This is a genomic window from Sphingomonas sp. OV641 (assembly GCF_900109205.1).
Taxonomy (GTDB): Bacteria; Pseudomonadota; Alphaproteobacteria; order Sphingomonadales; family Sphingomonadaceae; genus Sphingomonas.
In genome coordinates this window covers 571,406-595,287 of sequence record NZ_FNZB01000002.1, presented here as the reverse complement: position 1 = coordinate 595,287, position 23,882 = coordinate 571,406, and the positions used below count along the sequence as shown (strand labels likewise).

Genomic DNA, 23,882 nt, shown 5'->3' with positions numbered 1-23,882 from the left:
CGGCCCTGCAACTACTCGGTCGGCGCCTCCTGCGGCGCCGGCCGGCCCGGCTCACCTTCACCCGTTGCCGCCTCGGCAGAGCCACGCGCCTGCGCCTTGCGCCGCCGCAGATTGGCGCGCAGCGCGGCGGCCCGGCGCGCGTCCCGTTCGTCCTTGCTTTCCATGAAAGCCGCTATCGCCTCGTCATAACGCCTTGACAATCCGCTCCCGCTCGTCTCTAGGGCGCCCTCGCCTGCGAACAGCGGGCCGAGTGCTGCCGTAGCTCAGTGGTAGAGCGCATCCTTGGTAAGGCTGAGGTCGTGAGTTCAATCCTCACCGGCAGCACCATTTTTCTCCTGGTCAGCCTTGCTGGCCGCTTTCCCGGATCTTGTTGATCTTCTTGATCACGCCGGAAAAGCTCATCACCGCCTCGCCCGCGTCATCGATCGTCCCGCGAACGAAGATCAGGCTGCGGCCGGCCTTCACCACCTCGCCGCGTGCGGTCAGCAGCCGGCCGGGCCGCGCGCCGCCGACGAACTCCGCATTCAGCGTCGCCGTGACTCCGTGGAACTCGGGCAGCACTGCCGATGCGATCATGAACAAGGAGAAGTCGGCAAAGGTCAGCAGCGCGCCGCCATGCACGTTGCCGCCGCCGTTGCGGTTCTTCGCGTCCGGGCGGAAGCCGCACGCGATCGTGCCGTCCGCGTCATAACGGGCGAAGAAGGGCCCGGTGTGATCCTCGAACGGGTCGGTGCCGGGCCAGCGCAGCCAGCCCTGCCATACACCTTCCGTCACCGGCGTCAGCTTCACGCCTTCGGTCGTGGTCGTATCCAGGGTAGGTCTCCTCTGCCGCGCCAATGGGCTCAGCGGGGCAGAAGAGGAAAGCGGCGGGCGCGGTCAAGCCTGCCGCTTGGCCCCAAGGGTCTGCGGGAGGCGGGATCTGCGGGAGGCGGGGTCAGCGGGGAGGCGGGGTCAGCGGGCAGGCGCGCCCACGTTCGGCAGCGTCGCCTCGTCGGCGGACGGCATCTTGCCGAACAACGCCCGGTCCGCCGGTCCGAATGCCCAGCGCCACAGGATGAACAGATACACGCCGGCGATCGCCGGAATGCCGATGACGATCTCCACCCATTCGAACCGGTGAGGGAGTGAGGTGAAGCCGGCGCCCACGATGATCGCCGCCAGCGTCGCCCATACCAGCGGCCAGCGCAGCGGCGACACGGGCGCGGAAAGGATTCGCCCCAGCAGCCAGGCCTTGATCACCGACGTCAGCGCGAGGCTGGCCATCAGAGCGATCGCCGGGCCGGCCGCCTGATAGGCCTCCGGCCAGCCGAGCGCGCGCATCCACAGGATCAGCGCGAAGCTCAGTCCGATCTGGAACGCCAGCATGATGGCCGAGATGATGAGATTGCGGTGCCGCGCCGTATAGACCAGCGCCGTTTCGCAAACCGCGCCGGTGGAGGCGAGCACCTCGGCCGTGAGCAGGAAGACAAGCGCCGCGGTGCCGGCCACGAACTGCGGCCCCACGATCCCCATCACCGCTTCGCCGGGGATCGAGCCCATGAGCGTCAGGCAGCCCTGTGCCGCGATGATCCAGAACGCCACCTGCCGCACCTGCCGCGCGATCGCCGGCAGGTCATTGGCGGCAAGGCTCTGCGTGATAACCGGCCCCAGGATCGGGTCGAACGATGTCTTCAGCTTCTGCGGCAGGCTCGCGACCTGCTGCGCCATGTAATAGATGCCGACGATCTTGGGCTCGAACATCACGCCCAGGATGAACCGGTCGACGTTGCGCGTGCCCCATTCGAACGCATCTGCGCCGGCGAGCGGGATATTGTCGCGGATCATCGCCAAAAGGTCGGTGAGGTGCGGCACCCAGCCCCGCGGCAGGCCATAGCTGCGCACCAGCGGGACGATGGAGGCAATCAGCGCCGCCGTCATGGACGCGACATAGCTCAGCACCAGCCCGTCGCGCGTGGTGAAGAAGGAGAACGCCCAGGCCGCGATCGAGATCGTCCACGGCTCCACCACCGCCCGTGCGGTGACGGCTGCCTTGACGTTCAGCCGATAGGCGAGCGCCGCCAGGCTCACGTCCGACCAGGCGATTGCGAGCACGATCAGCCCCAGCCAGCGATCGAGCCCGACGATCGGCGTATTGGGGTACATGATCTCCGGGAAGGACCAGAGCACCGCGCTCGCTGCCAGCGACAGCAAGGCGGCGACGACCAGCCCGTCGGCGACGACATGGACATGCGGCCGGGTGGTACGCGAAAGCGCCTGCGCCAGCCCTCGCTTCAGCCCCAGCGTGGCGACCAGCGCGGCCAACTCCACCACCACGACGGCGATGGCAAACCGCCCCACGAGGTCCGGCCCGTAGAGCCGCCCGGCGATGAACAGGAACGGGATGCGCGCCGCCAGCCGCAGGATGAACCCCGCAACATTGGTGCGCCCGCCCTTGGCCAGCTGCGCGATGTCCTGCGTGGTTTCAGCCACGGATCGCCGCCACAACAAACATCGTCATGCCGGCCTCGTGCCGGCATCCAACCGTCCGCGAACCCCACGAACGGTGGATGTGCGGACCAGTGGATGCCGGGACAAGCCCGGCATGACGAGGACGGTTCGTCCCAAACCAACTGTCACCCCGGCCCTGCGCCGGGGTCCAACGTGCAGCGAACGCTGACGTGCAAAGTCGAAGCGCAGCGCCCGCGGAGCCTCGGACACCGGCGCAAGCCTGTCCTGAGCACCGCCGAAGGGGCCGGGGTGACGCAGCGAGTAAGTCGAACGGCCACCCACTAGTGCGCCGCCCCCCAGCTCGCACCGGTCCCGATCTCCACCGCCAGCGGCACGTCCAGCTTCACCGCCGGCTCCGCCGCGGTCGCCATCACCCGCTCGATCACCGGCTTCGCGGCCTCGACCTCGCCCTCGGGCACCTCGAACACCAGTTCGTCGTGCACCTGGAGCAGCATCCGCGTCCCCGTCAGCCCGGCTTCGGCGAGCGCCGGCTCCATCCGTGCCATCGCGCGCTTGATGATATCGGCGCTCGTCCCCTGGATCGGTGCATTGATCGCCGCGCGTTCGGCGCCCTGCCGCTCGTGCTGCACCTTCGATTTGATCCGCGCGAAATGCGTCTTGCGGCCGAACAAGGTCTCGGTGAACCCCTGCTCGCGCACCGCCTGGAGCGTCTCGGCGATGTACCGGTTGATCCCCGGGAAGCGCTCGAAATAGCGGTCGATCATCGCCTGCGCCTCGTCCGCGCTCACATCCAGCCGCCCGGCCAGTCCCCAGCGGCTGATGCCGTAAAGGATCGCGAAGTTGATCGTCTTGGCGCGCCCGCGCGTGTCGCGATCGACCGTGCCGAACAGCTCCTGCGCGGTCAGCGAGTGGATGTCGTCCCCCCGCGCGAACGCTTCCTTCAGCGCCGGCACGTCGGCCATGTGCGCCGCCAGCCGAAGCTCGATCTGCGAATAGTCCGCCGCCAGGATCACATTGCCCGGCTCCGCCACGAAGGCATCGCGGATCTGCCGCCCGGTCTCGGTGCGGATCGGGATGTTCTGCAGGTTCGGATCGGTCGAGGACAGCCGCCCGGTCTGCGCGCCGGTCAGCGAGTAGCTGGTATGCACGCGGCCCGTGGCCGGATTGATCTGCTCCTGAAGCGAGTCGGTATAGGTGGACTTCAGCTTCGACAGCTGCCGCCAGTCGAGCACCCGCGCGGCGATCTCCTTGCCAGGCGAATCCTTATCCGCCGCGATCCGCTCCAGCTCGTTGACGTCGGTGGAATAGACCCCGCTCTTGCCCTTGCGTCCGCCCTTGATGCCCATCTTCTCGAACAGCACGTCGCCGAGCTGCTTGGGGCTGCCGATCGTGAACGGCGCGCCCGCGATCGCGTGGATCACGCCCTCCAGCTCGGCCATCTGCCCGGCAAACTCGGTGGAGAGGCCCGCCAGCCGCTCGCGATCGACCTTGATCCCGTGCCGCTCCATCCGCGCGATGACGGACACCAGCGGCCGGTCGACCATCTCATACACCCGCGTCGCGCGCTCCACCGGCAATCGCGCGCGAAACCGCCGCCACAGCCGAAGCGTCACGTCGGCATCCTCGGCGGCGTAGCGGGTCGCGGCCTTCAGATCGACTTCGTGGAAGCCGATCGCCTTCTTCCCCGTCCCCGTCACGTCCTTGTAGGCGATGCAGCTGTGCGACAGATGCGTCGCCGCCAGCTCGTCCATGCCATGCCCGTGCAAGCCGGCATCGAGATCGAAGCTCATCACGATCGTATCGTCATACGGCGCCACCGTGACACCCAGCCGCGCCAGCACGATCAGGTCGTACTTCAGATTATGCCCGATCTTGAGCACCGCCGGGTCCTCCAGCAGCGGCTTCAGCTTCGCCAGCGCCACGTCGCGGTCGATCTGCACCGGCTTTTCGGCGAACATGTCGCTGCCGCCATGCGCCAGCGGCACATAGCATGCGCGGTTCGGCGCCAGCGCCATGGACACGCCGACCAGCTCCGCCAGCATCGGATCCTTGGCGGTCGTCTCCGTATCGATCGCCACCCAGCCCTGGTGCCGCGCCGCCGCGATCCATTCGTCCAGCGCCGCCTCGTCGACCACCGTCTCATAGCCGTCGTGGTTGCACGGCGGCTCTTCCTCCTGCGGCACGCCGGTCGGCTCTGCCGGGGTCGGATCGACCCCCTCGTTCTGCTCCGCGGCAAGCTTGGCGAGCAGCGACTTGAACCCGTGATGCTCCAGGAACGCGCGCAAAGGTGCCTCGGGAATGCCGTCGAGCGCCATTTCCTCCAGCGGCTGGGGCAGCGGCACGTCGCACGCCAGCTCAACTAGCTTGCGCGACAATCGCGCCATCTCGGCATGCTCGATCAGATTGTCGCGCAGCTTGCCCTTCTTCATCTCGGGCGCCGCGGCCAGCACGCCCTCCACGCTGCCATGCTCCAGGATCAGCTTCGCCGCGGTCTTCGGCCCCACGCCCGGCACGCCCGGCACATTGTCCACGCTGTCGCCCATCAGCGCCAACACGTCGCCGAGCTTGTCCGGCCCGACGCCGAACTTCTCCACCACTTCCGGCGGGCCGAAACGCTTGTCCTTCATGGTATCGAGCATGTCGATGCCCGGCTCGGTCAGGAGCTGCATCAGATCCTTGTCGGAGCTGACGATCGTCACCTGCCAGCCCTGCGCCAGCGCGGCCTTGCTGTACGACGCGATCAGGTCATCCGCTTCCCAGCCCAGTTCCTCGATGCACGGCAGCGAAAAGGCGCGAGTCGCATCGCGGATCATCGGGAATTGCGGCTTCAGATCCTCCGGCGCGGGCGGCCGCTGCGCCTTGTACTGGTCGTACATGTCATTGCGGAACGTATGCTCCGACTTGTCGAGGATCACTGCAAGATGCGTCGGCCCATCCGCCTTGTGCAGGTCGTTGGCGAGCTTCCACAACATGGTGGTATAGCCATAAACGGCGCCGGCCGGCTCGCCGTGCTTGTTGGTGAGCTTCGGCAGCACGTGATATGCGCGAAAGATGAAGCTGGAGCCATCGACGAGATAGAGATGCGGCATGGTGGCCGCTTAGCGGATCGTGCGGCGGCTCACAAATTGCGGAAGCACCGGTCCGGCGCGCACGCCGCCGCCGCTGGTCCGTCGGCCATGCGCGGGGCGAACGGCGCGGGTGACTACAGCTTGCCGAAGCGCTCCTCGAAGCCCTTGATGTCGCCGGCGGCCAGCAGCTTGGCCTGTTCCAGCCAGCGGTCGCGGCCCATGCGGCCGGTGAACGGCCCGAGACGCGCATCCAGATCTTCCGCGGCGCGCTGATCCAGCGCGGCAAGCTCGCCCACGGTGACGATGCCCATTTCCGCCAGCATCGAAGCCACTTTCGGGCCCAGGCCCTTGATCTGCGTGACCGGCGCTTCTCCCGGCGCAGGCCCCGCCGGCACGGCTGGCGCGACGGTCGGCGCGGGTGCCGGCGCCGGCGCCTGCTCGGGTGCCGGTTCGGCAGCGGCGCCGGTCGGGCTCGCCGGCATCGGCTGCGCTTCGGCGGCTGGGGACGCCTGCAGCGGCGCGGCGGCGGCCACGGGCTCGTCGGTCAGCGGCGCTGGCGCATCGGCGAGCGGCGCGGCCGGCGCGACCTCGGGCATGTCGGTCAGCGGCGGGGGTGGCGGCGCGACCGGAACGGGCGTGGCGGGCGCTGCGATCGGGGCAGCGGGCGTTGAAGCCGGACGGGCCGGTGCCGACGCGGGCGGCACGTCCGTGGCGTCATCGTCGTTCAGCGGGCGATCGGTGGCGGGGCGCTCCGCCAGCCGGGCGTTCTCCGCCGCATCCGCTTCCCGGCGCGCGTTTCTCTTGCGAACGCCCACCAGAATGGCGACGATCGTCAGCACCGCGGCAATCGCGATGACCACCAGCACGATGCTGGTCATGGTATTGTCCACCGTGGTGGGCTGCATGAAACACTCCGCTACGCCAGGCGCCAAGCCTTAGGCGCGGTGCATGGTTCCCGCAACGGGCGGGAGTTTGCGTAATTCACCGATTGGCGGCGGACGATTGGCCCGCCGCCGCGCCGCCTTCCTTATGCGATCGCGCGCCACCCGATGTCGCGGCGGCAGAAGCCGGTCGGGAAATCCAGCACGTCGACGGCCGCATAGGCACGGCGCTGCGCCTCGGCAACGGTGCTGCCCGTCGCGGTCACCGCCAGCACGCGCCCGCCGGCGGAAACCAGCTGCCCGTTCGCTTCGCGCGTGCCCGCCTGGAATACCACCGCGCCCGTTGCCTCGGCCGCATCCACGCCGCCGATCGCCCCGCCCGTCTCGGGCGTGCCCGGATAGCCGTTCGCTGCCATCACCACCGTCAGCGCGACCGCCTCGGCGAAGGCGGGCGCGGGCGCATCGGCCAGCCGCCCTTCCGCCACCGACAGCAGCGTCTCCAAGAGGTCGCCTTCGAACCGCGCCATCAGCACCTGGCATTCAGGATCGCCGAAGCGGACATTATATTCGATCAGCTTGGGCCCTTCGGTCGTCAGCATCAGCCCTGCGTAGAGAACGCCGATATAGGGCGTGCCCGCTGCCGCCAGCGCATCGATCGTCGGGCGCACGATCTCGCCCAGCGCCCGCTCCTCCAGTTCCGGGGTGAGCACGGCGGCAGGAGAATAGGCGCCCATGCCGCCGGTATTGGGCCCGGTGTCCCCGTCGCCGACGCGCTTGTGATCCTGCGCGCTGCCGAAGCTTGCGATGCTGGTGCCGTCCGACAGGACGAAGAGGCTCGCCTCCTCACCCTCCAGGAACTCCTCGATCACCGCTTCCGCCGGTCCGCCGGTGAACAGCGCGGCGATCGCGGCCTCCGCCTCGGCGCGGGTCATTGCCACCACCACGCCCTTGCCGGCCGCCAGCCCGTCCGCCTTGATGACACAGCGCAGCTGCTCGCCGTCCGCGAAATCGTCCAGGCAGGCAAGCGCCCCGTCCTTGGACGTCACACGGAAATAGCGCGCCGTCGGAATGCCGACGCGCGCGCACAGATCCTTGGTGAAGCCCTTGGATCCCTCCAGCTTCGCCGCCTCGCGCCCGGGTCCGAACACCGGCACGCCGACGGTGCGGATATTGTCGGCCAGTCCTTCGACCAGCGGCGCCTCGGGGCCGACCACGACCAGCCCGATCTGGTGCCGCCGGATGAAGTCGATCACCGCGCGGTGATCCGACACGTTCAGGTCCGGAACCGTCGCATGCTGCGCGATGCCGGGGTTGCCGGGCGCGGCATAGAGCGTATCTATGCGTTCAGATTGCGCGAGTTTCCATGCCAGAGCGTGCTCGCGCCCGCCCGATCCGATCAGCAGGACGTTCATGCCCGACCCCTTTTTCGACGTTTCCGCGCGGCTGGTAGCGGACCCGACCCCCGGGGACAACGCCGCCGCCATGTCGGTGGGCGAGCTTTCGTCCCGGCTCAAGCGGGTGGTGGAGGGCGAATTCAGCCATGTCCGCCTGCGCGGCGAGATTTCCGGCTACAAGCGGGTCGCCTCCGGCCATTGCTATCTCTGCCTGAAGGACGACGCTGCCGTGATCGACGGCGTCATCTGGAAGGGGCAGGCGGCCGGCCTCGCCTTTCGCCCCGAGGACGGGATCGAGGTGGTCGCGACCGGCCGCCTCACCACCTATCCCGGCCGATCCAAATATCAGATCATCATTGAACGCATGGAGCTGGCCGGCGCCGGCGCGCTCATGGCGCTGCTGGAGCGCAACAAGGCCCGCTTCGATGCCGAGGGTCTGTTCGCCAAGTCAAAGGCGCGTGCGCCGCTCCCGTTCATGCCACGCCGCATCGGCGTCGTCACCTCGCCCACCGGCGCCGTGATCCGCGACATCCTCCACCGGCTGGAGGATCGCTGCCCCAGCCATGTGCTGGTCTGGCCGGTGAAGGTGCAGGGCGATGGTGCCGCAAACGAAGTGGCCGCCGCGGTGCGTGGCTTTGACGCCTTGCCCGATCACCTTCGCCCCGATCTCGTCATCGTGGCGCGCGGCGGCGGCTCGATCGAGGATCTCTGGGCGTTCAACGAGGAGGCGGTGGTGCGCGCCGTCGCCGCCTGTTCGATCCCGATCATCTCCGCCGTCGGGCACGAGACCGACACCACCCTTTGCGACCACGCCGCCGACCTGCGCGCGCCGACGCCGACTGCGGCGGCGGAGCTGGCTGTGCCGGTGCTGGCCGATCTGCGCTTCACTGTTGGCGCGCACGGCCAGCGGATCGAGCGCTGTGCGCGGCGCTATGTCGAGCGCGGGCGCGAGCGGCTCGACGCGATGGCGCGGCTGCTGCCCAGCCGGGATCGCCTGCTCGGCCCCCAGCGGCAGCGCGTGGACGATCTTGGCGCGCGGCTTGATCGCGGCCTCGAACGGCGCGTCGTGCGGGCGCGCGGCGAGCTTGACCGCACCGGCGCGGTCCTGCGCCCCGCTTTGCTCCAGCGCCGGCTGGAAGGCGCGCGTCAGCGGCTGGAGGATCTCGGCCGGCTGCTCGCCTCGGTCGATCCCGATGCGCCGCTTGCCCGCGGCTATGCCCGCGTGACCGATCGCGCCGGCGCGACGCTGACCAGCGCGGCGGCTGCCAGGGCGGCGGGCGCGCTGACGCTGAAGTTTGCTGACGGCGCCGTGGAGACAAAGGTTGAGGGCGCCCGTGCGCGCTCCTACTCCCCGGCGAAACCCGAACAGCCGACGCTGCTTTAGGAAGGTTGAATATGTTGATGTCGAAAACCGATCGCCCTGCGCGGATCCACTACATGGCCAATGGCTTTCGTGTGCTCACCCCCGGCGATCATGTGGTCTGCGGCGTGAGCGGCGCGCGCATTGCGATCGAGGATCTGCGCTATTGGGACGTTGCCACGCAGCGCGCCTTTGCCAGCGCGGCCTTGTCGGCGGAGGCGATGGCGCCGCAATGAAGCCGGCCCTGCCGGCAGCATTGCTCCCGCTCGTTCTTGCCGCTTGCGTCGCGCCGGCGGCGAGCGCGCCCGAACCGCTGCCGGCGGTGCGGTCGGCGCCGGTCGCGCCCCCTGCGCCAGCACCCGCTCCGCTCCCGCCCCCGCGTTTCGCGATCAGCGGCACCGCCAGCCAGGGCGGCCTGATGCTCGGCACTGCGCCTGTTGGAACGGTGGAACTGCTGAAGGACGGCACGCCCGTCACGATTGCCGCCGACCGCCGCTTCGTGATCGCCTTCGACCGCGATGCCGGCCCCGCATCGGTGCTGACGGCGCGCCTCAGTGATGGCCGGACCGCGACTCACCATCTGTCGGTGGCCCCGCGCGCGTGGCGCATCGAACGGCTGGATCGTGTCGCCAAATATCCCGTGCCCAGCGCGGACTTTCAGCGCCGCCGTCCGGCCGAACTTGCCCAAATAGAGGCCGCGCGAGGCCGGATGGAGGCCGCGGAAGGCTGGCGTCAGCGCATCATCTGGCCGGTGACGGGCCGGATCTCCGGCCTGTTCGGGGCGCAGCGCATCTATCGGGGGGAGCCCGGCTCCTACCATTCGGGCGTCGACGTGGCGCGTCCCACCGGAACGCCGGTCGTGGCGCCGGCGGACGGCGTGGTGGTTCTCGCCGCCGACGCGCCCTTCACGCTGGAGGGCAATCTGCTGATCATCGACCACGGCATGGGCCTGAACAGCGCCTTTCTTCACCTGTCCCGCATCGACGTGCCGGTCGGCACGCGCGTTCGCCAGGGGCAGGTGGTCGGTGCGATCGGCGCCACCGGCCGGGCCTCGGGGCCGCACCTCCACTGGGCGATGAAGTGGAAGGATGCCCGGATCGACCCGCTGCTGATCGCCGGCCCGATGCCTGATTGATCAGGCCAGCCGCGCCTCCGCTTCCATGCAGGCGCAGCCGTCCTGATCCGTCGTCCACAGCGACACTTGCCCTTCGCCCGCAAGGTTCAGCGCCGCCACGCGATCCACGAACAACGGCCGCGCGCCGCGGAAGGAAAAGTGCGTCAGCCGCGCGCCCGGGCGGCTGCGCAGCAGGTGATCGGCCAGCAGCATCGCCTGATATGGCCCATGCACCACCAGGTCCGGGTACAGTTCCTCCGCCACCGCATAAGGACGGTCGTAATGGATGCGGTGCGCGTTGAAGGTCAGCGCCGAGAAACGGAACAGCGCGGTCGCATCGAACCGCACCTCTCGCCGTACCTCCGCCATGCGCGGATCGGCGGGCGCTGCCGGCGGCGTGCCGTTGCCTGCTCCGCGAAACACCAGATCCTGCTCCTCGACCACCGCGATCGCGCCATCCACGGTAACGTCATGCCGCACCGTCACGAAGGTTAGCTGCCCGGATCGCCCGTCCTTCACCTTCACGTCGGTGACGATGCTGCGCCGCGTGGCCTGCGCGCCGATCGGCAAGGGCGCGTGAAAGCTGAGCCGCCCGCCCGCCCACATGCGGCGCGGTGCCTCGATCGGCGGCAGGGCGGCGCCGCGCGCGGGATGCCCGTCCACGCCGATCGTGGATTGCGGCGCTTCGGGCAGGAAGAACAACCAATGCGCCAGCGGCGGCAGTTCGCCACCGGGCCAATGCGCACCGTCATGATCGAACAGGGCGGCCAGCCGGCGCAGCGGCGCCGCGACCAGATCGTCCTGCTGCTCGGTCGCGACCGGCGACCAGCCCTCGATATGCTCCATTCACCTCGCTCCCGCTTTTTGTCCGGCCTGCCGTAATGCCGAGATCATGGTCCGTCACCCTGCCCGGCTGACGGGCGCGCAGCGGTTGAACCTCCAACCCAGCCGCAGCGTTACCGGCACATGGCTGGCACATTGATCCACCCTGTGTCGCGGGTCGGCGCCGCCGCTCCGATTCATCACCGCGCGCGTGCGACGATCCGGCTGGGCAAGCGCCACCGCCTGGACGCGCGGATCGAGGTGACGAGCGGCGGGCTGCTCGCGATCGGCGGGCTCGTTTCCTCGATTCTCCTGTCCACCGCCGTTCTGGTCCATGTGGCGGTGCGGGACGGCGGTAAGGCGCACAATCAGCGCTAGGCGAACGTAATACGGCTGGCTTATATCGGGACAAACTTCAGGAGAGACCCCGATGGCGACTGCGCCGGCCATGACAAATCCGCCTCCCTTCCGCCGCCTGCCGCAGAAGGGGCCGGACATTTCCGTCGAGCATCGCCCGGATGGCGCCATCCTCGTCAGTTCGAACCACGCCATGGGCACGCCGGCCCGCTCGATCCCGCACGTCATGGCCGAGAAGGCGGCGCTTCATCCCGATCGCCCGTGGCTGATGCAGCGCGCACCGGGCCATGGCCCGTGGCAGGGCGTCACCTATGGCGAGGGAAAGAAGGCCGCGGACAGCGTTGCGCAATGGCTGCTCGATCGCGGGCTCGGCGCCGGCGATGCCGTGATGTGCATCAGCGGCAATTCGGTGGCGCATGGCATCCTGATGCTTGGCTGCTTCACCGCCGGTGTGCCGATCGCACCACTCAGCCCGGCCTACAGCCTGGTCTCCACCGATCACGCGAAGCTGAAGCATTGCTTCAACACCGTGCGCCCGCGCATCGTCTTCGCCGAAAACTCGGAAACGTTTGCCCGCGCGTTCGAAACGCTGCGGGAGCTTGATCCCTCGCTCACCTTTGTCACCATTGACGGCGGCGCTGGCACCATTCCCTTTGCCGAGCTGACCGGCACCGTCGCCACGCCGGCGGTGGATGCGGCGCGTGAGGCGCTGACCCATGACACGGTCGGCAAATACCTTTTCACCTCCGGCTCCACCGGCATGCCAAAGGGCGTGCCGCAGCATCAGGGCATGTTCGTGAACCTGATCGCCGCGTCCGAGGGGCTGCGCGACGATCCCGATCCCGTTGATCACCCGATCTCGCTCGATTGGATGCCGTGGAATCACATCTCAGCCGGGACCATCCACTTCAACGCCAATATCGCCGGCGGCGGCACGCTCTACATCGACGAGGGCAAGCCGGTACCGGGTCTGTTCGAAACGACCATCGCCAACCTGCGCGAGGTATCGCCGATGAGCTTCGGCTCCGCGCCGGTCGCCTTCGCCATGCTGGCCGATGCGATGGAGCGCGATGCGACGCTCAGGCAGGCGTTCTTCAAGAACCTGCGCGGCATGGGCTATGGCGGCGCGACGCTTTCCGATGACCTGTATGATCGCATGCAGGCACTGGCGGTTGCCGAAACGGGCGAGCGCATGCCCTTCACCACCATGTATGGCGCGACCGAGACGCTGGGCGTCACCGTGGTCCACTGGGCGTCCGAGCGCGTCGGCCTGATCGGGCTTCCGCTGCCGGGATCGACGCTGAAGCTGGTGCCCAACGGCGCCAAGCTGGAGGTGCGCGTAAAGGGCCCGACCGTCACCACCGGCTATCACAACGATCCTGAAAAGACCGCCGCTGCCTTCGACGAGGAAGGCTATTACATGCTGGGCGACGCGGCGAAGTTCCTCGATCCCGATCGGCCGGAACTCGGCCTCGTGTTCGACGGGCGCGTCACGGAGGATTTCAAGCTGTCCACCGGTACCTGGGTGTCGGTCGGCACGCTTCGCCCCGATATCTGCGCCGCCTGCTCGCCGTACATCCAGGATGTGGTGATCGCCGGTCAGGACAAGCCGTTCATCGCCGTCCTCGCCTGGCCCTCCCCCGCAGCGTTGCAGACCCTGGCGGAGGCAGCGCCCGGCTCTGATCCGATCCCGGCGCTGGAGGGACTGGTGAAGGAGAGGCTGGAGGCGTTCAACGCCACCGCCGGCGGCTCGTCACGCCGCGTCCGCCGCTTCGCCGTGCTGCGCACGCCGCCGTCGATCGACGCGGGCGAAATCACCGACAAGGGCTATGTGAACCAGCGCGCCACGCTCACCGCCCGAGACGACGTGGTGAAGGCGCTGTTCGCGGACGAGCTCAGCGACGGCGTGATCGAGGTGGAGGCGTAAGGCCAAACCACCCGTTCGCCCTGAGCCTGTCGAAGGGCGTGCCACGCCCATGTGCTTCGACGGGCTCAACACGAACGGGGGAGGACTGCCCCGCTCACCCCTCCAGCCACCGTCATTCCCGCGAAGGCGGAAATCCATAAGCGCTGACGTCGCGAGCCCATCGTACCGACAGCGCCCATGGATCCCCGCCTCCGCGGGGATGACGGACTTGTGTGGGAACGCCTACTTCGCTCAGAACAACCCGAGCGCCGCGACCTCTTCCTTTGACAGGTCGATGCCGAACATCATGCTCAGGCGCATGCGATAGACGCGTGGATCCTCGATCACCGCCGCCGTCTCTTCTTCGCCCGCCCGCCGGCGATATTGCCGGTCGGTCAGCGTGGCGAAACCGTGCGGCAGGACGATGCTCACCACCTTCAGCGTGGTAAAGCGGGTGTCCGGCGCCGTGGAGGTCCAGCGGTTCGACACCTCCAGATCCGCCGTCCACACGGTATCGGTCGTGAAGCTGTATTGCGGCTGGTATCCCTCGCCCCCGCCCCGTCCGTCCGTCGTGGCGCTATGTCCGTCGCGCATCAGCATCCAGCCATGCGCGGCCTCACGCACCAGCCGGAACGTCGCGCCATCGGGCGCCACGGCTTCCGCGCCCTCCACCAGCGGCATGGGCGGCGTATAGCTGCCGCCAAAGCCCGGATCGGCGATCCATTCTTCCCCATCGATCGTGACGAGGCTCAGCGTATGCGTCTTGGGCGGCACGTCGCCGCCGTTGAGCCACACCCGCGCCAACAGCGGCCGCGCCTCGAACCCCAGCGCTGCCAGCGCGTCGAGGAACAGCCGGTTATGCTCGAAGCAATAGCCGCCACGCCCGCCGACGACGAGCTTGCCGAATACCGCATCCGACGAGATGTTGATCCCGCGTCCCAGCGCGACGTCGAGATTCTCGAATGGGATCGCCAGCCGGTGCGCGCGCTGCACGGCGGCAAGCCCGTGATGATCGACCGTCACGCGCGCCGGCAGGCGGATACGCTCCAGATAGGCCGGCAGGTTGAAAGGCACGCTCATGCGGCAAACGCCTCCGCCTCGAGCGCATAGAGCGCCGCCGCGGGCGCTTCGGCTGCGGCGCGCAAGCCCAGCGCCTCCGGCACGATCTGGTCGAGGTAGAAGGTGACCACTGCCTTCTTCGCCCGCCCGAACGCATCGTCGCCAGCCGCCGCTGCCTCGCGCTCCAGCAGCCAGCCGCAGGTCGCGACCGACAGCATGGTCAGGAAGGGATAGCTCGCCGCTAGCCGATCATCCGCGTCCGCCGACTGCAAGCGCCGGCCGACCGAGTCACACGCGGCCACCAGTTCGCCGAGCGCCGGATGCGCCGCCCCACGCAGATCCTCGATCAGCGTCGCGAACGCCGCGCCGTTGGACAACGACAGCTTGCGCCCTACCAGGTCTGCCGCCTGAATGCCGTTGGTGCCTTCATAGATCGGAGTGATCCGCGCATCGCGGAAGAACTGCGCCGCGCCCGTCTCTTCGATATATCCCATGCCGCCGTGCACCTGCACGCCGATGCTGGCGACTTCGTTGCCAAGGTCGGTGCCATGCGCCTTGGCGAGCGGCGTCGCGATCTCCAGCCGGTCGCGCGCCGACGCGTCGCCCATGGTCGCACGATCCACCTGGCCCGCGGCATAATAGACCAAGGCGCGCGCCGCCTGCGTCTGCGCCTTCATCCGCATCAGCATGCGGCGCACGTCGGGATGCTCGATGATGGCCGCGGCCTTGCCCTCGCGCGCGCCCTGCACGCGCTCGCGGGCATATTCCACCGCCTTCTGCGTCGCCGCCTCGGCCACCTGCACGCCCTGAAGCCCGACGTTGAGGCGAGCGTTGTTCATCATCGTGAACATGGCGCGCATCCCGCCGAACTCGGGGCCGATCAGCTCGCCGACGCAATCGTCATGGTCGCCGAAGGAAAGCACGCAGGTCGGCGAGGCATGCAGCCCCATCTTGTGCTCGATCGACACCACGCGAACGTCGTTCGGCGTGCCGTCGCTGCGCACCTTGGGCACCAGGAAAAGCGAGATCCCCTTGGTCCCCTTGGGCGCATCCGGCGTGCGGGCAAGCACGAGGTGGACGATATTGTCGGCGAGGTCATGGTCACCGAACGAGATGAAGATCTTGGTGCCCTTGATCGAGAAGGTGCCATCGCCGCGCGGCGTGGCGGTTGCGCGCAGCGCGCCGACATCGCTGCCCGCCTGCGGCTCGGTGAGGTTCATCGTGCCGGTCCATTCGCCCGTCGCGAGCTTGGGCAGCCAGGTCGCCTGCTGCTCGGGCGTCCCGTGGTGCTGCAGCGCCTCGATCGCGCCCACCGACAGGATCGGCGCCAGCGCGAAGCCCATGTTGGCGCTGCCCAGCGTCTCCAGCACGGCGCACTGCACCGCGAACGGCAGGCCCTGCCCGCCGAACGCCTCGGGCACGCCGATCGTCCCCCAGCCGCCCTCGACATACGTGCGATATGCCTCGCGATACCCTTCCGGCATTACCACGCCGTCCGGCGTCCACTTGGCGCCGACCGTGTCGCCCGCCCGTGCCAGCGGTGCCCATTCACCTTCAGCCAATTGCCCGATTCCCTCAAGCACCGCGTCGATCACGTCGGGGCTGGCGGCGGCGTAGCGATCCGTAGCGGCAAGCTCGTCGATCCGCACGATTTGCTCGAGCACGAACCGCTGCTCGGCGATCGGGGCAGTGTAAGGCATGTTCTTCTCCAGTCTCGCGCCGCTATACCGTCCGGCGATGACGGCTCAAATCCCTCGAATCCTGAACTTCGGCGACGCCGCGATCGCGGAGGCGGCGGCGCTGATCCAGGCAGGCGGGATCGTCGCCGTGCCGACCGAGACGGTATATGGGCTTGCCGCGGACGCGACCAATGCCGATGCGGTCGCGCGCATCTATGCCGCCAAGGGGCGTCCCAGCTTCAACCCGTTGATCGTCCACCTGCCCGATCTCCAGGCGGCGGAGCGAATCGCGCATGTCGACGCTGCCGCGCGCGCCTTGGCGGAGCGCTGGTGGCCCGGCCCGCTCACCCTCGTCCTGCCGCTCCGCCCCGATATGGGCATCGCCGGCCTGGTCACCGCCGGCCTCGATACGATCGCGCTCCGCGTCCCGGCGCACCGCGCGATGCAGGCGCTGCTCAGCGCATCGGGCCGCCCGCTCGCCGCTCCGTCCGCCAACGCCAGCAACGCGATCAGCCCCACGCGCGCGGCGCATGTCGCCGCCAGCCTGGGGACCCGCGTGCCGCTGATCCTGGACGATGGCCCGACCACCGCTGGCCTCGAGTCCACCATTGTGGGCTTCGGGGCCGGAAGTGGCGCGATCCTGCGTCCCGGCCCGATCACCGCCGACCAACTCGGTCTGCCCGCCGCGCCCAAGGACGACCGCATCACCGCGCCCGGCCAGCTCGCCACGCACTATGCGCCCGCCAAGCCGCTTCGCTTGGACGCGCGTGAACGTCAGGGCGACGAATGGCTGATCGGTTTCGGCGCCATCACGGGAGACGACACGCTGTCGGCCGCCGGCGATCCGGTCGAGGCCGCCGCCCGCCTCTTCGATGCGCTCCACCGGGCCGATGCGGCCCAGCCGCCGCGCATCGCCATCGCACCGGTGCCCGGCGAGGGCATCGGCGAAGCGATCAACGACCGCCTGCGCCGCGCCGCACACCGCTAGGTTCAGGCAAGCCGGTACGGCGACGGATCGCCACGCTCGGCCACCAGTTGCGCCCGCGCTTCCGCAGCGCTCTGGCGGTAGTCCAGCTCCAGCGCCTCGAATGCCAGACCCCGTGCCTGTGCCAGTTCCGCGACGATCATGGCGTCATCCGCCCGAACGATGCGTGCGACCAGCGCCTCTGGCTCCGCCCCGATCCGCGCCGCCAGCAAGCGCATCGTCCGCGCCCGCAGCCGGAACTCGAAATCCACCAGCCGCGCGGTCTCGACCTCCGCCTTTTTCAGCAGCGCCGCGCGGAGGTCGAATGTCATGGCGTCAGGCGGCGACCGTCGCCGCCTTGGACCGCGCCGCGAAGCTCTTGCGCAGCTTCTGCAGCTTGGGCGGGATCACCGCCAGGCAATACGGGTTCCGCTGCCCTTCGCCGTCCCAATAATCCTGGTGATAATCCTCCGCCGGATAATATTCGTCGGCCTGCTCGATCGTGGTGACGATCGGCTTGTCATGGTCAGCCTGCGCCCGGGCGATCGCCTGGTTTGCCTGCTCTTCCTGCATCACCGTCATCGGGAAGATGGCCGAGCGATATTGCGTGCCCACGTCATTGCCCTGGCGGTTCAGCTGCGTCGGATCATGCGTGGCAAAGAAGATGTCGAGCAGGTCGGCATAGCTCACCTGCTCCGGATCGAAGCCGACACGGATCGCCTCGGCATGGCCAGTGTCGCCGCCGCAGACCTGCTTGTAGGTCGGATTGGGCACCGTGCCGCCGATATAGATGCTCTCGACGCTCTCGACGCCGATCACGTCCTTGAACACGGCCTCGGTGCACCAGAAGCAGCCACCGGCCAGCGTCGCATATTCGGTCATGGGGAAGGTCTCCTTTGCCGCTTATGTAGGAAGCCGCTAGGGCGCGCGCAAAGGAGCACACGCATGGCAGCATTCGACGGCAAGGTGATGGTAACGGGCGGGGCCGGATACATCGGCAGCCATGCGGTGCTGGCGCTGCTCGATGCCGGTTACCAGGTGGTGGTGATCGACAATCTCGTGACCGGCTTCGATTGGGCCGTCGACCCGCGCGCCGCCTTCGTCAACATCGCCGTCGAGGATGCTGGCGTGCGCGACGTGATCCGCGAACATCGCGTGCAGGCGATCATGCACTTCGCCGGCTCGGTGGTGGTGCCGGAGTCGGTCAGCGACCCGCTCAAATATTATCGCAACAACACCGCCGCGACGCGCAGCCTGATCGAAAGCGCGGTGGCGGAAGGCGTGCCGCACTTCATCTTCTCGTCGACGGCGGCGACCTACGGCAACCCGACCAAGGTTCCGATCACCGAGGGCGATCCGCAGGCGCCGATCAACCCCTATGGCATGTCGAAGCTGATGACCGAGGCGATGCTGCGCGATGTGTCGGCGGCACATCCGATGAACTATGGCGCGCTGCGCTATTTCAATGTCGCCGGCGCCGATCCTAAGGGGCGCAGTGGCCAGTCCACCGTTGGTGCAACGCACCTCATCAAGATCGCGGTCGAGGCGGCGACCGGCAAGCGCCCAGCCGTCGGCGTGTTCGGCACCGATTTCGCCACCCGCGACGGCACCGGCGTGCGCGATTACATCCACGTCTCCGACCTCGCCGACGCGCATGTCGCCGCATTGAAGCAGCTGATCGCCGCGCCCACCGAGAGTTTCACCTTCAACTGCGGCTACGGCCGCGGCTTCTCGGTCCTCGAAGTGCTCGACGCGGTCGATCGCGTCACCAACATGACGATCGAGCGCCGCATCGAGGGCCGCCGCGCCGGCGACCCGGCCGAGCTGGTGGCGGACAATAGCGCGATCCTTGCCGCGCTCGACTGGCAGCCGAAGCGCGCCGATCTCGACGGCATCGTGCGCGATGCGCTCGCCTGGGAACGCAAGCTGGCGGAGATGGGCAAGTGAAGCTGCGCTCGCTCCTGTTCGTCCCCGGCGACCGTCCGGAACGCTTCCCCAAGGCAGTCGCGACCGGCGCCGACGCGCTGATCCTCGATCTCGAGGACGCCGTCGCCCCCAATCGCAAGGCCGAGGCACGCGCCGCCGTCCGCGCCTGGATCGAGGCGCCGCGCGATGGCGGCCCGGCGATCTTCGTGCGCATCAACCCGATCGACAGCGATGAGGTCGCCGCCGATCTGGAGGCGCTCGCCGGCCTCTCGCTCGACGGCATCGTCCTGCCCAAGGCGGAAGGCGCGTCATCCGTCGACACCCTCACCAATCGCCTGCCGGGCGATTACGTCATCCTCCCCGTCGCCAGCGAGACGGCGGCGGCGGTGTTCCAGCTCGGCACCTTCGGCAGCGTCGCCGGCCGCCTCGCCGGCGTCACCTGGGGCGCGGAGGATCTCCCCGCCGCCGTGGGCGCGGCCACCGCGCGTGAGGAGGACGGCAGCTACACCGATCCCTATCGCGTCGTTCGCGCACTCACCCTGTTCGGCGCCCATGCCGCCGGCGTTCCCGCGATCGAGACGGTGTTCCCCGACTTCCGCAACCTCGACGGCCTCGCCGCTTATGCCGCGCGTGGGCGCCGCGACGGCTTCACCGGCATGCTCGCGATCCACCCGACGCAGGTGGCCGTGATCAATCACGCCTTTACCCCCAGCGAAGCCGAACTCGCCCACGCCCGCGCCGTCATCGCCGCCTTTGAGGCCAACCCAGGCGCCGGCGCGCTGCAATTGGACGGCAAGATGATCGACGCCCCGCACCTGAAAAGCGCGCGGCGGCTGCTGGCGCTGGTCGACTAACCCACAACGTCATGCCGGGCTTGTCCCGGCATGACGAAGAAGGGAGCCGCTGCCTCCACTCGCCCCGTCATCCCGGACTTGATCCGGGATCCAACCCTCCTCCCACGCTGCGCTCATGCCTCCAGCGACAGCATCCGCGGCACCTTGGATCCCGGCGCAAGGCCAGGATGACCATCGAATAAAACTGGCGACACACAACGAAACACGACAAAGCCACCCCCATCTGACAACAATCATGCGGGAATGGGGATGACGAGAGGCCAGGAGATCGCCGCCAAGGTCGAGGCGTTCGTGCGCGAGCGGATTGTGCCCTATGAGCGCGATCCGCGCTGCGGGACGCACGGGCCATCCGACGCGCTGGTGCAGGAGATGCGCGGGCTCGCGCGCGAGGCGGGCGTGCTGACGCCGCACATCCTGCCCGACGGCGGCCACCTGACGCATCGCGAGACGGCGGACGTGCTGCGCGCCTCCGGCCTCTCCCCGCTCGGCCCGCTGGCGGTCAACGTCATGGCCCCGGACGAGGGCAACATGTATCTCCTCGGCCAGAGGGCAAGCCCGGAGCTCAAGGAGCGCTTCCTCAAGCCGCTGGTCGCCGGCGAGGCGCGCTCGGCCTTCTTCATGACCGAGCCCGCCACGGATGGCGGCGCCGGCTCCGACCCGTCGATGATGCTGACCACTGCGGTGCGCGATGGCAATCACTGGGTCATCAACGGCCGCAAGACGTTCATCACCGGCGCGGACGGGGCGAAGGTCGGCATCGTCATGGCCAAGGCTGACGAAGGCGCGTCGATGTTCCTGGTCGACCTGCCCGATCCCGCGATCCGCATCGAGCGCGTCCTCGACACGATCGACAGCTCGATGCCCGGCGGGCATTCCGTGGTCACGATCGACAATTTGCGCGTGCCGGCCGACCAGATGCTCGGCGACCCGGGTGATGGCTTCAAGCTCGCGCAGGTCCGCCTCGCGCCCGCCCGCCTCACCCACTGTATGCGCTGGCACGGCGCCTGCGCCCGGGCGCATGAGATCGCGACCGATTACGCCAACCGCCGGCACGCCTTCGGCAAGCCGTTGGTCGACCACGAAGGCGTCGGCTTCATGCTGGCGGAAAACCTCATCGATCTGAAGCAGGCGGAGCTGATGATCGACTGGTGCGCCGACGTGCTCGACACCGGCGTGCTGGGCACGGTGGAGAGCTCGATGGCAAAGGTCGCCGTGTCGGAGGCGCTGATGCGCATCGCCGACCGCTGCGTCCAGGTGATGGGTGCGACCGGCGTCAGCGGCGACACCATCGTGGAACAGGTGTTCCGCGAGGTGCGCGCCTTCCGCATCTACGACGGCCCCACCGAAGTCCACAAATGGAGCCTTGCCAAGAAGGTGAAGCGGGATTGGAAGGCGGCGCAGGGTTGACCCGTCGGCGCACCGTCGTGCCGGGCTTGTTCCGGCATGCCGGGTGCCGCAAACCTGACGGCCGCTGAGTACGCGGATGACTGGATGCCGGGACAAGCCCGGCATGACGGAAGATGGAGAGGATACCAATGCTGGGCCTGATGCAGTCGGGGCAACTGACGGTCGACACGTTCCTTGATCACGCCGCTACCTGGTCGCCGACCCGTGAAATAGTCTCCCGCGACTGGACCGGCGCCGTCACCCGCACCGACTATTCCGCCGTCCACGCCATGGCGAAGCGCGTCTCCGCGGCGCTCGCCCGCGCCGGCATCCGGCAGGGCGACCGCGTCGCGACGATGGGCTGGAACACCCATCGCCACCTCGCCGCCTGGTATGGCGCAACCAACATGAGCGCGGTGCTTCACACGCTGAACCCGCGCCTGTTCCTCGAACAGATCGCCTATATCGCCAATCATGCCGGCGATCGCATCCTGCTCGTCGATCCGAATTGCGCCGACATCGTCGCGCAGCTGCTGCCGCAGGCGCCGGGCATCGAGCGGGTGATCTTCCTGTGCGATGCGGCGTCCATGCCGGCGACGGACTATGCCGCCACCGCCTTCGACGATTGGATCGCGGGCGAGCCGGCGGAATATGCCTGGGGCGGGTTTGACGAGAACCTCGCCTGCGGCCTCTGCTACACCAGCGGCACGACCGGCAATCCGAAGGGCGTGCTCTATTCGCACCGCTCCAACTATCTCCACACGATGCTGACGCTTCAGGCCGATGCACTGGCGCTGTCCGCACGCGATACGGTGCTGCTCGTTGTGCCGATGTACCATGCCAATGCCTGGGGCGTCGTCTATTCCGCCCCGGCGGTCGGCGCGAAGCTGGTGCTGCCCGGACCGCGAATGGACGGCGAGTCCATCTGTGATCTGATCGAATCCGAAGGCGTCACCTACTCGGCCGCGGTGCCCACCGTCTGGCAGGGTTTGCTCCAGTATCTGCGCAGCTCCGGGCGGCGGATCGACTCGCTCCAGCGCGTCACCATTGGCGGTTCTGCGGTGCCGGAAATGCTCGTCCGCGCCTTCCGCGACGAATTCGGCGTGGAGGTCACGCAGGGCTGGGGCATGACGGAGACCTCCCCCCTCGCCACCCTCTCATCGCCCAGCGCGGACGTCGCCGCGATGGATGATGACGCGCAGGTCGCCTACAAGATCAAGCAGGGCCGCCTGATGTGCGGGCTGAAGTTCAAGCTGACCGACGATGATGGCCATGTCCTGCCGCACGACGGCGACACCTTCGGCCATCTGAAAATCAAGGGACCGACGATCGTCTCCTCCTATTTCGGCGGCGAGGGCGGCGACATCCTGGATGAGGAGGGCTTCTTCGATACCGGCGACGTCGCCACCATCGATGCGCGCGGCTATATGCAGATCACCGATCGCGCCAAGGATGTGGTGAAGTCGGGCGGCGAGTGGATCAGTTCGATCGAGATCGAGAATATCGCCATCGGCCACCCGGCCGTGGCGCTCGCGGCGGTGATCGGAGTCGCGCATCCCAAATGGGACGAACGGCCCGTCCTCCTGTGCCAGCTGAAGCCGGGCGCATCCACCACCGGAGAGGATCTGCTCGCCTTCCTGCAAGGCAGGATCGCCAAATGGTGGATGCCCGACGACGTTGTTTTCGTTGAAGAGATCCCGCTCGGCGCCACGGGAAAGATAGACAAGAAACTGATCCGTCAGCGCATGGAAGGCTATGTTCTGCCGGGGTCACCGGGCTGATTAAATAGTTAGGATTGCTAAGGAACAAAATTTCTGGCAATCCGCTATTCCGCCATGGGCGCCCAATTGAAAGAGGTCACGGCGGCCGAATGCACGGCGATGTTGCGCCTTGTGCTCGACTGTCTGGATCGTACCTCGCCGGAAAAAAATGGTCCCGATGCGCAGGCCTTGTCGCTTGCCGCACTTCATGTGCAGCAAGCGATTGACCTAATTGACCATCCGCACGCACTCGATTCCTAGCTGGCGATTGCTCTCGATCGTATCGTCCAGCGCGCGCTCGACCCGCGCGATGGCTTCGGGTGTCAGTTGCGCATAGCTCTTGCGCTTGTCGAATGGATCCGCCTCACGGATCACCAACCCGCGCTTTTCCAGAAGCGCGACCCAGCGCAGTCCGGTGCTGGGCGGCACTTTGGCGGCCAGGCACAATGACGTGATGGACGTGGCGGTGCGCTGCCGGTGGTGGACGTAGAGCTCCAGCAGAATGCTCCACGCCGGATCAAAGAACAGATCGTCCCCGAATGCGCGGTCGCGACAAGCGCGCGATCGGATCCAGCCGATCGCGACATTCAGCCGAGCGGCGGCGATCGACGCGGCAGGGGCTGACGGCGCGGTCGCTTCTATCGCCGCTACCACATCGGCATTGGGAGGGATGGGCGGAGTGGAGATCGTTTTGGAAAGCTCGGCCAACACCTTCTCGATTCGTTCAAGAATAGGATTATCGTCGGCTCCCATGGCCATCTCCGAACTCCCCTTGTGCCGGCGTGTTTCCGCCGGATGCTCCCAGCCCTACGCTTGAACAACATATCCGTTCCGGCAACAACCCGTGTCAAAACAGTTTTTCTGGTCTTATCATAAAGTTAACCACATCGGCCGCGTAGCATCA

At 68.0% G+C, this 23,882-nt stretch carries 22 protein-coding genes and 1 tRNA gene; 11 read left to right on the top strand and 12 right to left on the bottom strand.

Annotation, left to right across the window (positions count from 1 at the left end):
• Window positions 1-11: 11 nt before the first annotated feature.
• Window positions 12-164 carry a hypothetical protein gene (locus BMX36_RS21730; RefSeq protein ID WP_177179141.1) on the bottom strand — a complete coding sequence of 51 codons (153 nt, stop codon included), beginning with the start codon at window positions 162-164 and terminating at the stop codon, window positions 12-14.
• Between the two features lie 88 nt (window positions 165-252).
• On the opposite strand from BMX36_RS21730, the gene BMX36_RS13620 reads away from it, so the two are divergent.
• A tRNA-Thr gene (locus tag BMX36_RS13620) sits at window positions 253-327 on the top strand.
• 12 nt (window positions 328-339) lie between these two features.
• Here BMX36_RS13620 and BMX36_RS13615 read toward each other — a convergent pair.
• The 5 genes from BMX36_RS13615 to purD form a co-directional block, all read right to left on the bottom strand.
• On the bottom strand, window positions 340-789 hold the full coding sequence (locus BMX36_RS13615; RefSeq protein WP_218142170.1) for a PaaI family thioesterase: 450 nt from the start codon (window positions 787-789) through the stop codon (window positions 340-342).
• 162 nt (window positions 790-951) lie between these two features.
• Window positions 952-2,469, bottom strand: a complete 1,518-nt coding sequence (locus BMX36_RS13610; protein ID WP_256210800.1) for a lipopolysaccharide biosynthesis protein — start codon at window positions 2,467-2,469, stop codon at window positions 952-954.
• A 299-nt stretch (window positions 2,470-2,768) separates the two neighbouring features.
• Entirely contained in the window at window positions 2,769-5,537 is a 2,769-nt protein-coding gene (polA, locus tag BMX36_RS13605) for a DNA polymerase I (RefSeq protein ID WP_093066201.1), read from the bottom strand.
• Window positions 5,538-5,650: 113 nt separating this feature from the next.
• Window positions 5,651-6,421: a hypothetical protein gene (locus BMX36_RS13600; protein ID WP_093066199.1), complete on the bottom strand. Its 771-nt coding sequence runs from the start codon at window positions 6,419-6,421 to the stop codon at window positions 5,651-5,653.
• A 122-nt stretch (window positions 6,422-6,543) separates the two neighbouring features.
• Window positions 6,544-7,809 (bottom strand): phosphoribosylamine--glycine ligase, encoded by a 1,266-nt coding sequence (purD, locus tag BMX36_RS13595; RefSeq protein ID WP_093066197.1) that lies wholly within the window; start codon window positions 7,807-7,809, stop codon window positions 6,544-6,546.
• On the opposite strand from purD, the gene xseA reads away from it, so the two are divergent.
• From xseA to BMX36_RS13580, 3 genes are read left to right on the top strand one after another with little or no spacing between them, the layout of a single operon-like run.
• Window positions 7,808-9,175, top strand: a complete 1,368-nt coding sequence (gene xseA / locus BMX36_RS13590; RefSeq protein WP_066776422.1) for an exodeoxyribonuclease VII large subunit — start codon at window positions 7,808-7,810, stop codon at window positions 9,173-9,175. The genes purD and xseA overlap by 2 nt on opposite strands.
• 11 nt (window positions 9,176-9,186) lie before the next feature.
• The gene (locus BMX36_RS13585; protein ID WP_066776425.1) at window positions 9,187-9,387 is read left to right on the top strand and encodes a DUF2093 domain-containing protein; all 201 of its coding nucleotides are present in this window, start codon (window positions 9,187-9,189) and stop codon (window positions 9,385-9,387) included.
• The gene (locus BMX36_RS13580) at window positions 9,384-10,286 is read left to right on the top strand and encodes a M23 family metallopeptidase (protein WP_093066195.1); all 903 of its coding nucleotides are present in this window, start codon (window positions 9,384-9,386) and stop codon (window positions 10,284-10,286) included. Before BMX36_RS13585 ends, BMX36_RS13580 begins: the two co-directional genes overlap by 4 nt.
• On the opposite strand, the gene BMX36_RS13575 is transcribed toward BMX36_RS13580, so the two are convergent.
• Window positions 10,287-11,111 carry an HTD2 family dehydratase gene (locus BMX36_RS13575; protein WP_093066193.1) on the bottom strand — a complete coding sequence of 275 codons (825 nt, stop codon included), beginning with the start codon at window positions 11,109-11,111 and terminating at the stop codon, window positions 10,287-10,289.
• Window positions 11,112-11,231: 120 nt separating this feature from the next.
• Between BMX36_RS13575 and BMX36_RS13570 the strand changes: the two genes are divergently transcribed.
• On the top strand, window positions 11,232-11,465 hold the full coding sequence (locus BMX36_RS13570; RefSeq protein WP_093066191.1) for a hypothetical protein: 234 nt from the start codon (window positions 11,232-11,234) through the stop codon (window positions 11,463-11,465).
• A gap of 52 nt (window positions 11,466-11,517) precedes the next feature.
• The gene (locus BMX36_RS13565; RefSeq protein ID WP_066776438.1) at window positions 11,518-13,371 is read left to right on the top strand and encodes an AMP-binding protein; all 1,854 of its coding nucleotides are present in this window, start codon (window positions 11,518-11,520) and stop codon (window positions 13,369-13,371) included.
• A 231-nt stretch (window positions 13,372-13,602) separates the two neighbouring features.
• Here BMX36_RS13565 and BMX36_RS13560 read toward each other — a convergent pair whose 3' ends face one another.
• Together BMX36_RS13560 and BMX36_RS13555 are read right to left on the bottom strand one after the other, a co-directional pair.
• Window positions 13,603-14,430 carry an arylamine N-acetyltransferase family protein gene (locus BMX36_RS13560; protein ID WP_093066189.1) on the bottom strand — a complete coding sequence of 276 codons (828 nt, stop codon included), beginning with the start codon at window positions 14,428-14,430 and terminating at the stop codon, window positions 13,603-13,605.
• Entirely contained in the window at window positions 14,427-16,109 is a 1,683-nt protein-coding gene (locus tag BMX36_RS13555) for an acyl-CoA dehydrogenase (RefSeq protein WP_093066187.1), read from the bottom strand. Before BMX36_RS13555 ends, BMX36_RS13560 begins: the two co-directional genes overlap by 4 nt.
• Before the next feature lie 37 nt (window positions 16,110-16,146).
• Between BMX36_RS13555 and BMX36_RS13550 the strand changes: the two genes are divergently transcribed.
• On the top strand, window positions 16,147-17,076 hold the full coding sequence (locus BMX36_RS13550; RefSeq protein ID WP_177179140.1) for an L-threonylcarbamoyladenylate synthase: 930 nt from the start codon (window positions 16,147-16,149) through the stop codon (window positions 17,074-17,076).
• A 2-nt stretch (window positions 17,077-17,078) separates the two neighbouring features.
• On the opposite strand, the gene BMX36_RS13545 is transcribed toward BMX36_RS13550, so the two are convergent.
• Both BMX36_RS13545 and msrA read right to left on the bottom strand, forming a co-directional pair.
• Window positions 17,079-17,384, bottom strand: a complete 306-nt coding sequence (locus tag BMX36_RS13545; protein WP_093066183.1) for a hypothetical protein — start codon at window positions 17,382-17,384, stop codon at window positions 17,079-17,081.
• A gap of 4 nt (window positions 17,385-17,388) precedes the next feature.
• Window positions 17,389-17,934: a peptide-methionine (S)-S-oxide reductase MsrA gene (gene msrA / locus BMX36_RS13540; protein WP_066776447.1), complete on the bottom strand. Its 546-nt coding sequence runs from the start codon at window positions 17,932-17,934 to the stop codon at window positions 17,389-17,391.
• A 63-nt stretch (window positions 17,935-17,997) separates the two neighbouring features.
• On the opposite strand from msrA, the gene galE reads away from it, so the two are divergent.
• From galE to BMX36_RS13520, 4 genes are all read left to right on the top strand, one after another.
• Window positions 17,998-18,999 (top strand): UDP-glucose 4-epimerase GalE, encoded by a 1,002-nt coding sequence (gene galE / locus BMX36_RS13535; protein WP_093066181.1) that lies wholly within the window; start codon window positions 17,998-18,000, stop codon window positions 18,997-18,999.
• Entirely contained in the window at window positions 18,996-19,832 is an 837-nt protein-coding gene (locus BMX36_RS13530; RefSeq protein WP_093066179.1) for an HpcH/HpaI aldolase/citrate lyase family protein, read from the top strand. The genes galE and BMX36_RS13530 overlap by 4 nt, the downstream gene beginning before the upstream one ends.
• 249 nt (window positions 19,833-20,081) lie before the next feature.
• Window positions 20,082-21,239 (top strand): acyl-CoA dehydrogenase family protein, encoded by a 1,158-nt coding sequence (locus BMX36_RS13525; RefSeq protein ID WP_093066439.1) that lies wholly within the window; start codon window positions 20,082-20,084, stop codon window positions 21,237-21,239.
• A gap of 128 nt (window positions 21,240-21,367) precedes the next feature.
• On the top strand, window positions 21,368-22,999 hold the full coding sequence (locus BMX36_RS13520; protein ID WP_093066177.1) for a long-chain-fatty-acid--CoA ligase: 1,632 nt from the start codon (window positions 21,368-21,370) through the stop codon (window positions 22,997-22,999).
• A 207-nt stretch (window positions 23,000-23,206) separates the two neighbouring features.
• Here BMX36_RS13520 and BMX36_RS13515 read toward each other — a convergent pair whose 3' ends face one another.
• Window positions 23,207-23,731: a helix-turn-helix domain-containing protein gene (locus BMX36_RS13515; RefSeq protein WP_177179139.1), complete on the bottom strand. Its 525-nt coding sequence runs from the start codon at window positions 23,729-23,731 to the stop codon at window positions 23,207-23,209.
• Between the last annotated feature and the right edge of the window lie 151 nt (window positions 23,732-23,882).

Bases quoted from the DNA above. Each gene is read 5' to 3' on its own strand.
- BMX36_RS13555 (WP_093066187.1), bottom strand. From the start codon at position 16,109: ATGCCTTACACTGCCCCGATCGCCGAGCAGCGGTTCGTGCTCGAGCAA.
- BMX36_RS13575 (WP_093066193.1), bottom strand. From the start codon at position 11,111: ATGGAGCATATCGAGGGCTGGTCGCCGGTCGCGACCGAGCAGCAGGAC.
- BMX36_RS13570 (WP_093066191.1), top strand. From the start codon at position 11,232: ATGGCTGGCACATTGATCCACCCTGTGTCGCGGGTCGGCGCCGCCGCT.
- msrA (WP_066776447.1), bottom strand. From the start codon at position 17,934: ATGACCGAATATGCGACGCTGGCCGGTGGCTGCTTCTGGTGCACCGAG.
- galE (WP_093066181.1), top strand. From the start codon at position 17,998: ATGGCAGCATTCGACGGCAAGGTGATGGTAACGGGCGGGGCCGGATAC.
- BMX36_RS21730 (WP_177179141.1), bottom strand. From the start codon at position 164: ATGGAAAGCAAGGACGAACGGGACGCGCGCCGGGCCGCCGCGCTGCGC.
- BMX36_RS13515 (WP_177179139.1), bottom strand. From the start codon at position 23,731: ATGGGAGCCGACGATAATCCTATTCTTGAACGAATCGAGAAGGTGTTG.
- BMX36_RS13525 (WP_093066439.1), top strand. From the start codon at position 20,082: ATGACGAGAGGCCAGGAGATCGCCGCCAAGGTCGAGGCGTTCGTGCGC.
- BMX36_RS13520 (WP_093066177.1), top strand. From the start codon at position 21,368: ATGCTGGGCCTGATGCAGTCGGGGCAACTGACGGTCGACACGTTCCTT.
- BMX36_RS13560 (WP_093066189.1), bottom strand. From the start codon at position 14,430: ATGAGCGTGCCTTTCAACCTGCCGGCCTATCTGGAGCGTATCCGCCTG.
- BMX36_RS13565 (WP_066776438.1), top strand. From the start codon at position 11,518: ATGGCGACTGCGCCGGCCATGACAAATCCGCCTCCCTTCCGCCGCCTG.
- xseA (WP_066776422.1), top strand. From the start codon at position 7,808: ATGCCCGACCCCTTTTTCGACGTTTCCGCGCGGCTGGTAGCGGACCCG.
- BMX36_RS13600 (WP_093066199.1), bottom strand. From the start codon at position 6,421: ATGCAGCCCACCACGGTGGACAATACCATGACCAGCATCGTGCTGGTG.
- BMX36_RS13550 (WP_177179140.1), top strand. From the start codon at position 16,147: ATGACGGCTCAAATCCCTCGAATCCTGAACTTCGGCGACGCCGCGATC.
- polA (WP_093066201.1), bottom strand. From the start codon at position 5,537: ATGCCGCATCTCTATCTCGTCGATGGCTCCAGCTTCATCTTTCGCGCA.
- BMX36_RS13580 (WP_093066195.1), top strand. From the start codon at position 9,384: ATGAAGCCGGCCCTGCCGGCAGCATTGCTCCCGCTCGTTCTTGCCGCT.
- BMX36_RS13585 (WP_066776425.1), top strand. From the start codon at position 9,187: ATGTTGATGTCGAAAACCGATCGCCCTGCGCGGATCCACTACATGGCC.
- BMX36_RS13545 (WP_093066183.1), bottom strand. From the start codon at position 17,384: ATGACATTCGACCTCCGCGCGGCGCTGCTGAAAAAGGCGGAGGTCGAG.
- purD (WP_093066197.1), bottom strand. From the start codon at position 7,809: ATGAACGTCCTGCTGATCGGATCGGGCGGGCGCGAGCACGCTCTGGCA.